Annotated in this window: 16 protein-coding genes; 3 read left to right on the forward strand and 13 right to left on the reverse strand. The window is 62.1% G+C overall.

Features of this window, described 5'->3' with window-relative positions; genetic code table 11:
- Nucleotides 1-4: 4 nt before the first annotated feature.
- The 4 genes from ACWPWQ_RS02245 to rpsF form a co-directional block, all read right to left on the reverse strand.
- Entirely contained in the window at nucleotides 5-748 is a 744-nt protein-coding gene (locus ACWPWQ_RS02245; RefSeq protein ID WP_404837730.1) for a ferredoxin--NADP reductase, read from the reverse strand.
- Nucleotides 749-861: 113 nt separating this feature from the next.
- Nucleotides 862-1,308 (reverse strand): 50S ribosomal protein L9, encoded by a 447-nt coding sequence (rplI, locus tag ACWPWQ_RS02250; protein ID WP_005331773.1) that lies wholly within the window; start codon nucleotides 1,306-1,308, stop codon nucleotides 862-864.
- A gap of 49 nt (nucleotides 1,309-1,357) precedes the next feature.
- Entirely contained in the window at nucleotides 1,358-1,588 is a 231-nt protein-coding gene (gene rpsR / locus ACWPWQ_RS02255) for a 30S ribosomal protein S18 (protein ID WP_005313392.1), read from the reverse strand.
- 32 nt (nucleotides 1,589-1,620) lie between these two features.
- On the reverse strand, nucleotides 1,621-2,007 hold the full coding sequence (gene rpsF / locus ACWPWQ_RS02260; RefSeq protein WP_005331771.1) for a 30S ribosomal protein S6: 387 nt from the start codon (nucleotides 2,005-2,007) through the stop codon (nucleotides 1,621-1,623).
- Nucleotides 2,008-2,243: 236 nt separating this feature from the next.
- Here rpsF and ACWPWQ_RS02265 point away from each other — a divergent pair, with 236 nt between their 5' ends.
- Together ACWPWQ_RS02265 and ACWPWQ_RS02270 are read left to right on the forward strand one after the other, a co-directional pair.
- The gene (locus tag ACWPWQ_RS02265; protein WP_404837729.1) at nucleotides 2,244-3,467 is read left to right on the forward strand and encodes an Nramp family divalent metal transporter; all 1,224 of its coding nucleotides are present in this window, start codon (nucleotides 2,244-2,246) and stop codon (nucleotides 3,465-3,467) included.
- A gap of 113 nt (nucleotides 3,468-3,580) precedes the next feature.
- Entirely contained in the window at nucleotides 3,581-4,429 is an 849-nt protein-coding gene (locus tag ACWPWQ_RS02270; RefSeq protein ID WP_454008913.1) for a hypothetical protein, read from the forward strand.
- 27 nt (nucleotides 4,430-4,456) lie between these two features.
- On the opposite strand, the gene ACWPWQ_RS02275 is transcribed toward ACWPWQ_RS02270, so the two are convergent.
- From ACWPWQ_RS02275 to rnr, 5 genes are all read right to left on the reverse strand, one after another.
- Nucleotides 4,457-5,293 (reverse strand): EamA family transporter, encoded by an 837-nt coding sequence (locus tag ACWPWQ_RS02275; protein WP_454008914.1) that lies wholly within the window; start codon nucleotides 5,291-5,293, stop codon nucleotides 4,457-4,459.
- 97 nt (nucleotides 5,294-5,390) lie between these two features.
- The gene (locus ACWPWQ_RS02280; protein ID WP_454008915.1) at nucleotides 5,391-5,843 is read right to left on the reverse strand and encodes a GNAT family N-acetyltransferase; all 453 of its coding nucleotides are present in this window, start codon (nucleotides 5,841-5,843) and stop codon (nucleotides 5,391-5,393) included.
- 189 nt (nucleotides 5,844-6,032) lie between these two features.
- On the reverse strand, nucleotides 6,033-6,599 hold the full coding sequence (locus ACWPWQ_RS02285) for a Crp/Fnr family transcriptional regulator (protein ID WP_454009045.1): 567 nt from the start codon (nucleotides 6,597-6,599) through the stop codon (nucleotides 6,033-6,035).
- Nucleotides 6,600-6,609: 10 nt separating this feature from the next.
- Nucleotides 6,610-7,359 (reverse strand): 23S rRNA (guanosine(2251)-2'-O)-methyltransferase RlmB, encoded by a 750-nt coding sequence (gene rlmB, locus ACWPWQ_RS02290; protein ID WP_429110110.1) that lies wholly within the window; start codon nucleotides 7,357-7,359, stop codon nucleotides 6,610-6,612.
- A complete protein-coding gene (gene rnr / locus ACWPWQ_RS02295; RefSeq protein ID WP_139436795.1) occupies nucleotides 7,356-9,749 on the reverse strand; it encodes a ribonuclease R in 2,394 nt (797 codons plus the stop codon). The genes rlmB and rnr overlap by 4 nt, the downstream gene beginning before the upstream one ends.
- A gap of 133 nt (nucleotides 9,750-9,882) precedes the next feature.
- Here rnr and ACWPWQ_RS02300 point away from each other — a divergent pair, with 133 nt between their 5' ends.
- Nucleotides 9,883-10,905 carry a GGDEF domain-containing protein gene (locus tag ACWPWQ_RS02300; RefSeq protein WP_404837725.1) on the forward strand — a complete coding sequence of 341 codons (1,023 nt, stop codon included), beginning with the start codon at nucleotides 9,883-9,885 and terminating at the stop codon, nucleotides 10,903-10,905.
- A gap of 61 nt (nucleotides 10,906-10,966) precedes the next feature.
- On the opposite strand, the gene luxS is transcribed toward ACWPWQ_RS02300, so the two are convergent.
- From luxS to ACWPWQ_RS02320, 4 genes are all read right to left on the reverse strand, one after another.
- Nucleotides 10,967-11,476, reverse strand: a complete 510-nt coding sequence (gene luxS, locus ACWPWQ_RS02305) for an S-ribosylhomocysteine lyase (protein WP_017782209.1) — start codon at nucleotides 11,474-11,476, stop codon at nucleotides 10,967-10,969.
- Between the two features lie 17 nt (nucleotides 11,477-11,493).
- Complete coding sequence (locus ACWPWQ_RS02310) at nucleotides 11,494-12,087, reverse strand: transglycosylase SLT domain-containing protein (RefSeq protein WP_454008916.1); 594 nt, start codon at nucleotides 12,085-12,087, stop codon at nucleotides 11,494-11,496.
- 61 nt (nucleotides 12,088-12,148) lie between these two features.
- Entirely contained in the window at nucleotides 12,149-12,487 is a 339-nt protein-coding gene (gene glnB / locus ACWPWQ_RS02315; RefSeq protein WP_025325723.1) for a nitrogen regulatory protein P-II, read from the reverse strand.
- 9 nt (nucleotides 12,488-12,496) lie between these two features.
- Entirely contained in the window at nucleotides 12,497-14,119 is a 1,623-nt protein-coding gene (locus ACWPWQ_RS02320) for an NAD+ synthase (RefSeq protein ID WP_454008917.1), read from the reverse strand.
- Between the last annotated feature and the right edge of the window lie 12 nt (nucleotides 14,120-14,131).

Raw genomic sequence — 14,131 nt, forward strand, 5'->3', positions numbered from 1 at the left:
GCGTCTACCAGTAATTCTCCATGCTGATGTTGCCGGGGGCCCGGCGCAGGTTCTTGGCAAGACCGAGATCCAGCAGGGTTAGCTGCGTCTCCTTCACCATGGCGGGATTGCCGCAGATCATTACCTGGCTGTGCTCGGCCGAGAAGGGGAGCCCGACCCTGGCCTGCAGCTCGCCGCTGGCGATGGCCGCCGGGATCCGGCCTGGCAGCGCACCGGGCCAGGGCTCGCGGCTGACGAAGGGCACGTAGTGAAAACGGGGCCCATACTGCTCGACCAGGCTGGTGATCAGGCCCTGATAGGTAAGCTCCTCCCCCTTGCGCACCCCGTGCACCAACACCAGATTCTCGAAACGCTCGAAGGCCTCCCCCTCCGCCAGCATGGCGAGGAAGGGGCCTATGGCCGTGCCGGTGGAGAGCAGCCAGAGATCCCGTCCCGGCGGGAGTTCGTCCAGGGTCAGGAACCCAGTGGCCTGGGACTGAACCAGCAAGGTATCCCCAGGTTGCAAGGCACCGAGAGAGGGAGTCAGTTCGCCATCCGGGATCTCCACCAGATAGAATTCGTGATAGGGGGCAGAGGGGGGATTGACGAAGGAATAGGCGCGCTGGATCCGCTGCTCGCCCCGTTGCAGGGCCAGCTTGGTAAATTGCCCCGCCTTGTAGGGGGCGAGCTCCGCCGCTATGCGCAGGGAAAACAGGGTGGGCGTCCACTCGATGCGCTCGAGTACATGACCTTCGACCCAGGCTGCCATACAGGTTCTCCTACAGAGGAACAGAACCTCACTTTACCCCTGGATCCCCTCTTGATTCAAAAAGAAAAAAACCCGCGCATGTGCGCGGGTTTTTTCTGCAAAGCGAATCGCTATTACAGAGCAACAACCTGGATCTGTACGGTTGCCTTGACGTCAGCGTGCAGCTGAACAACAACTTCGTACTCGCCGGTGTTACGCAGAACGTTGCCCATACGGACTTCGCTCTTGGCAACGGCGACGCCGGCAGCAGTGATGGCTTCAGCAACGTCACGGGTACCGATGGAACCGAACAGCTTGCCTTCGTCGCCAGACTTGGAGGCGATGACAACGGCAGCCAGTTCACCCAGCTTGGCAGCGCGCTCTTCAGCGGCAGCTTTACCGGCAGCCAGCTTGGCTTCCAGTTCAGCACGGCGAGCATCGAAGGTCTCGATGTTGGCCTTGGTAGCCATAACGGCTTTGCCTTGCGGGATCAGATAGTTACGGGCGTAGCCAGCTTTAACAGCGACTTGATCACCCAGACCGCCCAGTTTGGCGATTTTGTCGAGCAGGATAACTTGCATTACCTTTCCTCTATAAAAGTTGAGTTAGGCTTAAGTGCCGGACCGATTCTTACTTGTTGTGCAGATCGGTGTACGGCAGCAGAGCCAGGTAACGAGCACGCTTGATGGCGCGTGCCAGCTGACGCTGATACTTGGCGCGGGTACCGGTGATACGGCTCGGTACGATCTTGCCAGATTCAGTGACGTAGTTTTTCAGAGTAACGATATCTTTGTAGTCGATCTCGGTAACGTTCTCGGCGGTGAAGCGGCAGAACTTACGACGACGGAAATAACGTGCCATGGCCTTTATCCTCTAATGCGGTGATCTAAGAATTACTCTTCGGAAGACGCTTCAACAGCATCTTCGCGGCGCTCGTCGTCACGACGGGTGAAGCGCTCTTCCTTGGCCTTGGCCATCGGAGAAACTTCAGTCACGGCGTGCTTGGTGCGCATGATCATGTTGCGGATAACGGCATCGTTGAAGCGGAAGTTGGTTTCCAGTTCGTCGATAACGGCCTGCTCAGCTTCTACGTTCATCAGAACATAGTGAGCCTTGTGCAGCTTGTCGATCGGGTAAGCCAGTTGACGACGGCCCCAATCTTCCAGGCGATGAATGGTGCCACCAGCGGTGGTGATAGCGCCGGTGTAACGCTCGATCATGCCAGGTACTTGCTCGCTCTGGTCCGGATGAACCATGAAGACGATTTCGTAATGACGCATTTTAGCTCCTTACGGATTAATTCAGCCTCCGCCCAGGTGCAGCCAGACCTCGGAGGCAAGGAACATAGTGGTGTTTAGACGCTGCTTTCTAGGGCGGCGTATTGTACGAAATCGCCTCTCCCACTGCAACTGGCGTCGGCAGATGTTTTTGTCGATGAACCTGATGCAAAACTTCAATTGATAACAATTATCATTTAGATCTATTCTATCTCCATGCTCTTATGGAGGGTGACACCATGCAACCCGCATTGACCACGGCCATCCCGGCCCGCAAATTCAAGCTGACCCTGCTTGGCCCCGCCTTCATCGCCGCCATCGGCTACATAGATCCGGGCAACTTCGCCACCAACATCCAGGCCGGTTCCACCTTTGGTTATCAACTGCTGTGGGTGGTGGTCTGGGCCAACCTGATGGCCATGGTGGTGCAGACCCTCTCCGCCAAGCTCGGCATAGTCACCGGCAAGAATCTGGCGGAGCACATCCGGGACAAATTACCCAAACCGGCAGTCTGGGCCTACTGGGTGCAGGCGGAGATCATCGCCATGGCCACGGATCTCGCCGAGTTCATCGGTGCGGCCGTGGGCTTCAAGCTGCTGTTCGGGGTGACACTGCTGGAAGGGGCCTGCATCACGGCCGTGGTCACCTGGGGCATTCTCATGCTGCAATCCCGCGGCCAGAAGCCGCTGGAGTTCGTGGTGGGCGGTCTGCTGCTGTTCGTGGCCGCCGCCTACATAGTCGAGCTGGCCTTCTCCCGCCCCCATCTGCCCAGCCTGCTGGAAGGCGCCCTCTTCCCCGGCCTGCCCAACGGCGATGCCGTCTATCTCGCCGCCGGCGTGCTGGGGGCGACAGTGATGCCCCACGTCATCTACCTCCACTCGGCACTGACCCAGCACACCCAGGATCAGGGGACCCTTTCCCAGCGGCTGCACAGCACCCGGGTCGATGTGGCCATCGCCATGACCATAGCCGGCTTCGTCAACCTGGCCATGATGGCCATGGCCGCTGCAGCCTTCCACGACGCGGGCCACCAGCAGGTGGCGGAGCTTGAAACGGCCTACCAGACGCTCACTCCCTTGCTGGGTCAGGCTGCCGCCACCCTGTTCGGGCTGTCCCTGGTCGCGTCCGGCATCTCCTCCACCGTGGTCGGGACCCTGGCAGGTCAGGTGGTGATGCAGGGCTTCGTGCGCTTCACCATACCGCTCTGGCTGCGCCGGGCCATCACCATGGCCCCCGCCTTCGTGGTGATCGCCATGGGACTCAACACCACGGAGATCCTGGTGCTGAGCCAGGTCATTCTGAGTTTTGGCATAGCCCTCGCACTCATTCCGCTGCTGATCCTGACCGGCGATCGCGCCCTGATGGGGGAGCATCGCAACCATCCGCTGACCCAGGCAACAGGTCGCGTCATCGTCGCGCTGGTGATCGGCCTCAACGCCTATCTGCTGGTCACCATGATCTAGTGCTCACTCCGCCATCTCCGTGCCGGCTCGTTAACAGAGGTTAATGAGCCGGCCCCCGCTTTGGCGTATGCTGCCGCTTTCTCTTCTCCATTTCTCGTTGCGGAAGCCTTGCCATGGAACATACCCGAGTCAGCTTCGTGCTGGGCCATCATCAGGAACAGGCCAGCGTCGTCTATTGCGAGCAGGGGCAACCCAGCCTGCTGGTCACCGATCTCACCCCCTTCCACCCCCAGAGCCACCTCTGGCCCGATCAACCGGGGGATGTGGGCACTGTGCGCTGGGATGGCGGCGAGGCGGCCGTAGGCCCCTGCCGGATGGGGGCCATCAGCCCGGAAGGCAGGTTGTTCGTGGATCAGGATATTCCGGTCAAGCGGGGCGCTGAGGGCTGGGCCTTCGTGGTGGTGCATCCCCTCGCCGGCTCCCATCAGCTTGCCATCGGCACTCAGCTGGAACTCATGGTGGACGCCGAGGCTCGCCACGCCCTGAGTCTGGGCCACAGCGGCTGCCATCTGGTGGCGCTGGCCCTCAACCGGGCACTCGTCCCTTACTGGCGCAAGGAGGTGAGCGAGCGCGATGCACTGGATCAGCCCGACTTCGACCGCCTCGCCATCCAAAGCTCGCGGGTCGAGCCCCTGGGCTCCCGGGAGCACTACCGCATCGGCAAGAGCCTGCGCAAGAAGGGGGTCAACGGCGAGGCACTGCTGGCGGATCTGGCGCTGATAGAAGAAAAGGTCAACCGGCAACTCGCCGACTGGCTGGCTGCGGGGGGCGAGATCCGCCGCTCGCGCGCAGGCGAGGCCATCATCGACTCCCGCTACTGGCACTGCACGCTCGGGGGAAAAGAGCTGACCATCCCCTGCGGCGGCACCCATGCCGGCACTCTGGCGGAGCTGGGTCAGGTCAGGGTGCGGCTCGCCCCTGCAGAGGAGGGGTTCAGCCTGCTCTCCGAAGTCACCCCCTGAGTCGACGAACGATCCGGCTTCTCCCCATCATCCAAGCCGGATCAACAATATGCCGCCGAGGATCACCAGGGCCGCCATCAGCCTGACCCGCCCCAGCCGCTCCCCCAGCCAGAGCCAGGAAAGCAGCACGGCAAACAGCACGCTGCTCTCGCGCAGCGCCGCCACCAGCCCGATGGGGGCCCGGGTCATGGCCCAGATGACGATCCCATAGGCAAGCAGCGAGAGAGCGCCGCCCAGGGCGCCCGAATACCACTCGGCCCGGGTCAGGCTGCGCAAGGCGGTGCGGCTCTGCCATCTCATCAGCAGCGGCATCATCAGGGCCGTCAGGGTAAAGAGCCAGAGGGTATAGCGTATCGGCTCCCCCGCCGAGCGGGCCCCGATCCCGTCAGACAGGGTATAGGCGGCGGTAAACAGCGCCGTGATCAGCACGGCGCACAGGGCAGCAGGCGCCAGCCGGATGCCGCCGCGCCAGGCCATCAGCAAGACTCCGCCCACCAGCACCATGGCTCCCGCCACAGCCACGACACCGGGCACCTCCCCCAGCAGCAGGGCGCCGAGCAACAGGGTAACCAGGGGCGCGCTGCCACGGGCCAGCGGATAGATCTGGCCAAACTCCCCCAAACGGTAGGCCCGGCCGAGAAAGAGGCAATATCCGCAGTGCAACAGGATGGAGAGTGTCAACCAGGGATACTCGACCGGGGCAGGCCACCCCACCAGCGGCAGGAAAGGCAGGGAGAAGAGGCCGGAGCAGAGGGAGACCAGCAACACGCTGACACGCCCCTCGGCCTGGCGCTTGGCCAGCGCATTCCACAGGGCGTGCAGCAGGGCGGCCAGCAAGATGGCCGCGAAGATGGGGAGGGTCACGACGGGGTTCCAATCAACAAGGGGACGAGATCATACCCGTTTGCGTCGCAGCAATGTGGGAGCCAGCTCATGAAGGCTCCCTGGACTTGCCATCGACTCAGGGGGCTTTGCGCATCCCCATGTGAGGGATGTCGTCTTCGATATAGCCCTCCCCTTCCGGCGCGAAGCCGTGCTGGCCGTAGAAGCCCTGCAGGTGAGCCTGGGCACCGAGCCAGATGCTGTGCGCCGGCCAGCGGGCCGTGCAGGCGGTCACCGCCTCATCGAGCAAGCTGTGGCCCAGACCGCCCCCTCTCGACCGGGGGGAGGTGACCACCCGGCCGATGGCGGCACCACTGTCGTCGCCGATGCCGGGGGCCATGATGCGGGCATAGGCGGCCAAATGATCGCCTTCATAACCGAGCAGGTGCAACACACCGTCCCGGCGATCCACCCCATCCAGATCCTGGAAGGGGCAGCTCTGCTCCACCACGAACACCTCGGCCCGCAGTGCCAGCAACTCGTACAACTCGTCCGTGGTCAGTGCAGACCAGGGTTTCAGGATCCAGTTCATCGGCGACTCCTTATCAATTCGGCCTGCCAGCATAGGTGAGCGCAGCCAGGGCGGCATTAACCTTTGTTAAGACTTTTAAGCCGTTTGCGAATGCGGCTCAGGCTGACTGGCAGGCGTGATGCCGAGACGCACTGTATGAAAGGTTTGAAATCTGGTGGCAACACAGCCCCTCATGGCGCATCGGCAACACTACTCCTTGTTAAGCGCTTTCAACCGCTTGCGAATGCGACTCAGACTGATGGGACTGATGCCGAGATAGGCGGCGATCTGGTGATCCGGCACCCTGGCATCCAGCGCGGGGAAGCACTCCAGGAAGTGCTGGTAGCGGGCCTGGGGGCTCTCGGTCAACAGCAGCAGCTCTTTTTCTTCCTTGATGCGCAGCTGCACTTCCAGCAGGTGCTGATACCAGGCGGACCAGCAGGAGAGCTGGCGCAGGTCGGCCAGCTGGAACAGCTGTAACCGGCAAGGCTCCAGCGCCTCCACGCTGTAGCGGGCGGGTTCGCCACTGAGCAGGTGATGGAAGTCGAGAAACTCGTCCCCCTCCCAGTAGAACTCCTTGATGTACTCCCGCCCATCCGCCAGCACCACCCTGGCACGCAGCAACCCCTGCTCCACCCTGATCAGCAGATCCGGACTGTCACCGGCGTGCCAGAGGCAGGATTTGGGGGCTAGGGTCAGCGGCCGGGCAAAAGAGAGGAGGCGCCTGGCCTCCTGCTCATCTGTGACCCTGTCCCGGAAAAAGGGAGGTCTGTCCATCATCACGGCGTCAGCTGCGGCGCTGACGCACGGCTTCGAACAGGCAGACGCCGCTCGCCACCGAGACGTTGAGGCTGGATACCGCCCCCGCCATCGGTATGCTCACCAGCTCGTCGCAATGTTCGCGGGTCAGGCGACGCATCCCCTTGCCCTCGGCGCCCATCACCAGCGCCATGGGGCCGGTCAGCTTGGCCTGATAGAGGTCGTGGTCCGCCTCGCCGGCGGTGCCGACTATCCAGACGCCGCGCTCCTGCAGCTCGCGCAGGGTGCGCGCCAGGTTGGTGACCTGAATGAGCGGCACCACTTCGGCGGCGCCACAGGCGACCTTGCGCACTATGGAGGTCAGGCCGGTGGCCTTGTCCCGCGGCACTATAACAGCATGGACCCCGGCCGCATCGGCGCTGCGCAGGCAGGCACCGAGGTTGTGCGGATCGGTTACCCCGTCCAGCACCAGCAGGAAGGGGGCGGTCTCTTGCACCGCCAGGCCGTCCAGCAGACTGGCCAGGTCGTGCTCGGCCAGCCTGGGCGCCTCTATCACCTTGGCCATGATGCCCTGGTGATTGTTGCCCTCCGCCTTGTCATCGAGCGTCTTGCGGTTCACGCTCTGCACCTTGATGCCGAGGGATTCCAGCTCGGTCAGCAAGGGTTGCAGCCGGTCGTCATCGCGGCCCTTGAGGGCCCACACTTCGATGAAACGCTCCGGGGTGCGCTCAAGCAGCGCGGATACAGCGTGAATGCCGTAGATCAGTTCTGTACTCATTTAGTGCTCTTGGCCTTGTCGCGAGCGTTTTTGCTCGGTCGTCTGTTGCTGGGTTTGGCGCGGCCACCCTTGTCGGATTTGCCGTGATCCTTGCCCTCTTTGCGTTTCTCGTGGCGCTGGGCGCTCTTGGCCTTCTCTTTCTTGATCTCGGCCTGCTTGCGCGCCATCTCCTTGGCGTTCTTGCCGGTGGCCTGGAGCGGCTCTTCCACCATCACGAAGTCGATCTTCCGATCGTCCAGGTTCACCCCCATCACCTTGACCCGCACCTTGTCACCCAGACGGTAGCGACGGCGGAAGTTCTCGCCGATCAGCTGCATGTGCAGGGGATCAAACTGGTAGTAGTCGTTGGTGAGGGTGCTGACGTGCACCAGACCGTCGATGTGGATATCCGCCAGGCGCACGAAGAAGCCAAAGCCGGTGACGCTGGCGATGACGCCGTCGAAGTCGTCACCCACGTGATCCAGCATGTACTCGCACTTGAGCCAGTCGGCCACGTCGCGGGTCGCATCGTCGGCACGGCGCTCTGTCATGGAGCAGTGCTCGCCCATGGGATCCACTTCTTCCAGCTGGTAGTGGTAACCACCGCTCGGCGTCCACTTGTGGCGCAGGTTGCCCTGCTGCTCCTTGGCCGTCTGATACTTGATGGCACGGTGCAGGATGAGGTCGGGATAGCGACGGATCGGCGAGGTGAAGTGGGCGTAGGACTTCAGGGCCAGACCGAAGTGACCTATGTTGTCGGCCTGATAGATGGCCTGACGCATGGAGCGCAGCAGCATGGTGGAGAGCAGCTCCGCATCCGGGCGCCCTTCAAACTTGGCGGCCAGCTCGGCGAAGTCCTTCGGCTCGGGCTCGAGGCCCCCCTTGAGCTCCAGGCCCAGTTCGGCCAGGAAGTCACGGAACCCGGTCAGACGCTCTTCGCCCGGACGGTCGTGCACCCGGAACAGGGCTGAGGCTTCGTTCTTCTCGATGTAGCGGGCGGCCGCCACGTTCGCCTGGATCATGCACTCTTCGATGATCTTGTGGGCGTCGTTGCGCACCAGCGGCACTATCTGGTCGATCTTGCGCTGGGCGTTGAAGATGAAGCGGGTCTCCTCGCTCTCGAACTCCACCGCGCCACGCTGGTGACGGGCGTGCTTGAGCGCCTTGTAGAGATTGTTGAGCTCCTCGATGTGACCCACCAGCGGCTCGTACTGCTGACGCAGCTTGGGCTCGCCATCCAGGATCGCCGCCACCTTGCTGTAGGTCATGCGGGCGTGGGAGTTCATCACCGCTTCGTAGAACTTGTAACCGGACATGCGGCCGGCGGCGGAGATGGTCATCTCGCACACCATGCAGAGACGGTCAACCTGCGGGTTCAGGGAGCACAAACCGTTGGAGAGCACCTCCGGCAGCATGGGCACCACGAACTCGGGGAAGTAGACGGAGTTGCCGCGCTGATAGGCTTCGGCATCCAGCGCCGTCCCCGGCTTCACATAGGCGGAGACGTCCGCGATGGCCACCCACAGGCGCCAGCCGCCGCCGCGTTTGGCTTCGCAGAAGACGGCGTCATCGAAGTCGCGGGCATCTTCCCCATCTATGGTGACCAGCGGCAGGGCGCGCAGATCGATGCGACCCTCTTTGGCCTTCTCCGGCACCTGCTCGCCCAAGCCGGCGACCTCCTTGGTCACCTCCTCCGGCCAAGTGTGCGGGATGCCATGGGTACGCAGGGCGATTTCAATTTCCATGCCCGGCGCCATGTTCTCGCCCAGCACCTCCAGCACTGTACCGACCGCATTGATACGGGCGGTGGCGCGCTGGGTGATGCGCACAACCACCACCTGGCTCTGGCGGGCCCCCTTGTTCTCACCGTCCGGGATGATGATGTCCTGGCCGATGCGGCTGTCATCCGGCACCACGAACCCCACGCCGTTCTCGACGAAGTAGCGGCCGACGATGTCCGCCTCGCGGGCCTTGAGCAGGCGCACCAGACGCGCTTCCTGACGACCCTTGCGGTCAATCTCGGTCGGCTGCACCAGCACGTAGTCACCGTGCATCAGCCGCTGCATCTCGCGGTTGTTCAGGAAGAGATCCGATCCACCACCCTCGGGGCGCAGAAAACCGAATCCATCTTTGTGGCCGAGCACATAGCCTTTCACCAGATTCAGGCGATCCGGCAGGGCGTAACATTGGTTCCTGGTGAACACGAGCTGTCCATCACGCTCCATGGCGCGCAGACGACGGCGCAAGGCTTCCAGCGGCTCTTCGTCGGTCAGCTTGAGGACCTTGGCCAACTCTTCCCGGGACATGGGTTTTTCATGGCCCTTGATGAGTTCCAGCAGCATCTCGCGGCTGGCGATGGGGTTATCGTATTTTTCGGCCTCGCGTTGGAGGAAAGGATCTTTTTGAGACATAAGCAGGCCTTAGGGTAGGTAGTAACGCAGACATTATATCGAAGGGGGGAGCTAATGGCATCCATCGACTGCCTTTTGCCCAATCTCTCTGTCATACTGGGCACAGTTTGCAGGTATGTGAGACTCGGAACTCATGAGCAAGGACTCGTTCGCCCAATCGGCCGCCTATTTGAAGCAGGCGGTCCCCCTGATGATCAAGTATCAAATCCCCACCACCCCGAACAATTACCACCTTTGGTACAACTACGTCTCCGGCGCCATGCCCGAGCTGAACCATGCCGTCGATCACGCCATAAAACTGCAGGGCACCTTCTCCCTCACCACCTGTGAGCGTCTCTATCACCAGCATCTCGCCAGCCAGGACGAACAGCAGATGGAGACGATGAAGCTCAATCTGGTCGCCATGGCCAACGAGCTCGGCCACTCCATGCAGGATGCGCTGGTCGACACCGGCCAGTTCCAGGCGATGCTCGACAAGAGCTTCGACAAGCTGAGCCTCATCGATGACGAGGGGCTGAGCCTGGACGACACCATGGCCATCTTGCGGGAGCTGGTGCGCGAGTCCCGGGATGTACGCATGTCCACCCTGCACTTTCGCAACCAGCTCAGCAGCGCCGAGAAGGAGATCAAGGAGCTCAAGGCGGCGCTGAACGAGACGCGTAAGATGGCCACCGAGGACTCTCTCACCGCCCTGCTCAACCGCCGCGCCTTCGATCTGGAGCTGGACAGCCTGATCCGCAACAAGCAACCCTTCTCGTTGATCATGACCGACATCGATCGTTTCAAGAACTTCAACGACGAATATGGCCACCTGCTGGGGGATCAGGTGCTGCGCATCGTCGGCAAGCGGCTGCGGGAAGTCAGCAAGGAAGGGATCACCGCCTATCGGCTCGGGGGGGAGGAGTTTGCCCTGCTGGTGCCGGGCCGGGCTCTGGCGCTGACCCGCCAGATGGCGGAGAGCCTGCGCCGGGTCATAGAGCGGATGTCGCTGCTGGATCGCAAATCGGGCCGACGCATCGATCACATCACCGCCTCCTTCGGTGTGGGGGAATACAATGGCCAGGAGACGGCGGACGCCCTGATAGAGCGCACCGACAAGCTGCTCTACAAGGCCAAGGAGCTGGGTCGCAACCGGGTGATGCCGCTCCCCTCCTGAGCCTGTCAGACACAAAAAAGGCCGGTCACTGACCGGCCTTCTTCATTTTTCCGCTGTTGGCTCAGAGGCTTTTCAGCTTCTCTTCCGGCAGCGCCAGCTCATCGTTGTGGTTGACGCCGATGCCGCGTTCCAGCACGTGGCGGGCGATGGCATGGGCCTCTTCCAGGGAGTGCATGCTGTAGGTACCGCACTGGTATTCGTTCAGCTCGGGGATCTTGCCCTGCTCCTGCACGGTCAGCACATCGCTCATGGCCGCCTGCCAGGCCGCGCCCACGCGGGCCTCGTCCGGTGCGCCGATCAGGCTCATGTAGAAGCCGGTACGGCAGCCCATGGGGGAGATGTCGATGATTTCGACCCCATTGCCGTTCAGGTGATCACGCATGAAACCGGCAAAGAGGTGCTCCAGCGTGTGGATGCCGCGCTCGGAGAGGATCTCCTGGTTCGGCACGCAGAAGCGCAGATCGAACACGGTAATGGTGTCCTTGTTCGGGGTCTGCATGGTCTTGGCCACCCGGACTGCCGGGGCTGCCATGCGGGTATGGTCGACGGTAAAACTGTCCAATAACGGCATTTCTGACTCCTGATTGGTTACGAGAACCAGCCCCCGCTGGGGAGCCGATCCTTGCATTGTCGATACTGGGCGCCGTAGCGTTGGGCACGGGCCTCCACCTTGCGGGAGACCTTCATCAGCCACCCCTTGCTGCGGTAGCTGCCACGCCGGTAGCCGCCCCAGCCTTCGTGATAGTTGAGATACTGGCCATAGGCATCCCACTTGGAGGTGCCATTGAGCCGCTGCGCCTTGTTAGTGTACCAGCCCATGAAATCGATGGCGTCGGCGAAGTCGTCGCGATCGCTCCAGCCGTTGCCAGTCTCACGCTGGTAATCGTCCCAGGTCTCATCCTTGACCTGGGCGTAGCCATAGGCAGAGCTGGCCCGCCCGGTCGGGATGAAGAGGAAGTACTGCATCGGCGGCTGGGCATCGTGCACGAAGGAGGACTCCTGATACATCATGGCCATCACCACATGCACCGGGGTCCCCCACTTCTCGTTCATCTCGAGTGCCGCCTTGTGCCACTCCGGCTTTTCCCGAAAGATCTGGCACAGGTTTTCCGGCTGGGCCGGTGGCCGGCTACTGCAAGCAGTCAGCGCCATCAGCAGGCCTGCCGCCGCCACGAGACGCATCCCTGACATCAATGGGGCGGCATCTTCGTACGCTTGATCGTGTCGAGGCACATCCATCACATCAAATCGCGTCTTCGTTCTCTTCGCCGGTACGGATGCGGATCACGCGCTCCACCTCGCAGACGAAGATCTTGCCGTCACCTATCTTGCCGGTACGGGCGGTGTTCTGGATCGCTTCCAGACAGGCGTCCAGCTCTTCGTCCTGCACCACCAGCTCTACTTTCACCTTGGGCAGGAAGTCGACCATGTACTCGGCACCGCGGTAGAGCTCGGTGTGGCCCTTCTGGCGTCCGAAGCCTTTGACTTCGGATACAGTCATGCCGTTGATGCCGATCTCGGCCAGGGCTTCGCGCACATCGTCCAGCTTGAACGGTTTGATGATGGCTTCAATCTTCTTCATGGTGACTCCTTACCAGTTCTGTTTACCGAACCCGGACGTAATGGGGTAGCGGCGATCCTTACCAAAGTTGCGAGCCGTGATGCGGGGCCCGACGGCAGCCTGACGGCGCTTGTACTCGTTGAGATCCACCAGACGGATCACCTTGCGCACCACGGCTTCTTCGAAGCCCTCCGCCACCATGTCGGCGACCGAGGCGTCTTCTTCCACATAGCGCTTGAGGATGGCGTCCAGAATGTCGTAGGGAGGCAGGCTGTCCTGATCCACCTGATCCGGTGCCAGCTCTGCCGAAGGGGGACGATCGATGACCCGCTGCGGGATCACGTAGTCGACCGAGTTGCGATATTCGCACAGCTTGAAGACCAGGGTCTTGGGCACATCTTTCAGCACGTCGAAACCGCCCGCCATGTCACCGTACAGAGTGGCATAGCCGACCGCCATCTCGCTCTTGTTGCCGGTGGTCAATACGATACGGCGACGCTTGTTGGAGAGCGCCATCAAGAGCACGCCACGGCAGCGAGCCTGCAGGTTCTCTTCGGTGGTATCCCGGGCAGTCCCCTCAAACAGCGGCGCCAGCTGGGTCATGAAGCCTTCAAACATGGGCTCGATGGAGATGATGTTGAACTCGACCCCCATTCGCTCGGCCTGCTCCTTGGCATCTTCCACGCTCATCTGGGCGGTGTAGCGGAACGGCATCATCACCGCCTGTACCTTGTCCGCACCTATGGCATCGGCCGCGATGGCGAGCGTCAGGGCGGAGTCGATACCGCCGGAGAGGCCCAGCACGGCCCCCTGGAAGCCGTTCTTGGTGACATAGTCATGCACCGCCAGCACCAGCGCCTGATAGGTCTCGGCCAGGGGCGCCAGCGGCGCAGACGGTTCCCGCTCTTTCAACGGCTGGCCGTCGACAAAACGCACCAGCGCCAGCTCTTCGGCAAAGGGGGCCAGCTTGTGGGTCAGCTCGCTCTGGCCGTTGAACACCTTGGAGCAACCATCGAAGATCAGTTCGTCCTGACCACAGACCTGATTGAGGTAAACCAGCGGCAAGCCGGTCTGCTCGCAACGCTCGGCCATCAGCTCGCGGCGGATCCAGGGTTTCTCCTGATCGTAAGGGGAGGCATTGATGGTGAGCAGCAGCTCGGCACCGGCCGCCTTTGCCGCGAGAGCCGGGCCCGGTTGCCACAGATCTTCGCAGATGAGCAAGCCCAGCTGGTGGCCACGGAACGACACCACGCAAGTATCGCTCGCCGCGGTGAAGTAACGCTTCTCGTCGAACACCCCGTAGTTGGGCAGATCCTGCTTGAAGTAACGGGCGATGAGCTTGCCCTGCTCATAGAGAGAGGCTGCATTGTAGAGTGCTTCTCCTTCACGACAGGGGTGTCCCACCAGGATGGCGCAACGACCCTGCCAGGCCGCGACACGCGCCAGGGCAGCCTCCACTCGTATCATCAGATCGCTGCGCAGCAACAGATCTTCAGGGGGATAGCCGGTCAGCGCCAGCTCGGAGCAAACCAGCAGATCGGCGCCTTGCTGGTCGGCCTCTGCGGCGGCAGCCAGCACCTTGTCACAGTTATCTTCGATGGCGCCTACCGTCAGATTTAACTGGGCAAGCATCAGAGAGAGGGCTTTTGCCATGGCGATGCATCT

Source organism: Aeromonas sp. Marseille-Q7275 (genome assembly GCF_965119515.1).

Bases quoted from the DNA above. Each gene is read 5' to 3' on its own strand.
- ACWPWQ_RS02300 (WP_404837725.1), top strand. From the start codon at position 9,883: ATGAGCAAGGACTCGTTCGCCCAATCGGCCGCCTATTTGAAGCAGGCG.
- ACWPWQ_RS02310 (WP_454008916.1), bottom strand. From the start codon at position 12,087: ATGCGTCTCGTGGCGGCGGCAGGCCTGCTGATGGCGCTGACTGCTTGC.
- ACWPWQ_RS02245 (WP_404837730.1), bottom strand. From the start codon at position 748: ATGGCAGCCTGGGTCGAAGGTCATGTACTCGAGCGCATCGAGTGGACG.
- rpsR (WP_005313392.1), bottom strand. From the start codon at position 1,588: ATGGCACGTTATTTCCGTCGTCGTAAGTTCTGCCGCTTCACCGCCGAG.
- glnB (WP_025325723.1), bottom strand. From the start codon at position 12,487: ATGAAGAAGATTGAAGCCATCATCAAACCGTTCAAGCTGGACGATGTG.
- rpsF (WP_005331771.1), bottom strand. From the start codon at position 2,007: ATGCGTCATTACGAAATCGTCTTCATGGTTCATCCGGACCAGAGCGAG.
- ACWPWQ_RS02285 (WP_454009045.1), bottom strand. From the start codon at position 6,599: ATGGACAGACCTCCCTTTTTCCGGGACAGGGTCACAGATGAGCAGGAG.
- rplI (WP_005331773.1), bottom strand. From the start codon at position 1,308: ATGCAAGTTATCCTGCTCGACAAAATCGCCAAACTGGGCGGTCTGGGT.
- rlmB (WP_429110110.1), bottom strand. From the start codon at position 7,359: ATGAGTACAGAACTGATCTACGGCATTCACGCTGTATCCGCGCTGCTT.
- ACWPWQ_RS02320 (WP_454008917.1), bottom strand. From the start codon at position 14,119: ATGGCAAAAGCCCTCTCTCTGATGCTTGCCCAGTTAAATCTGACGGTA.
- ACWPWQ_RS02265 (WP_404837729.1), top strand. From the start codon at position 2,244: ATGCAACCCGCATTGACCACGGCCATCCCGGCCCGCAAATTCAAGCTG.
- rnr (WP_139436795.1), bottom strand. From the start codon at position 9,749: ATGTCTCAAAAAGATCCTTTCCTCCAACGCGAGGCCGAAAAATACGAT.
- luxS (WP_017782209.1), bottom strand. From the start codon at position 11,476: ATGCCGTTATTGGACAGTTTTACCGTCGACCATACCCGCATGGCAGCC.
- ACWPWQ_RS02280 (WP_454008915.1), bottom strand. From the start codon at position 5,843: ATGAACTGGATCCTGAAACCCTGGTCTGCACTGACCACGGACGAGTTG.
- ACWPWQ_RS02270 (WP_454008913.1), top strand. From the start codon at position 3,581: ATGGAACATACCCGAGTCAGCTTCGTGCTGGGCCATCATCAGGAACAG.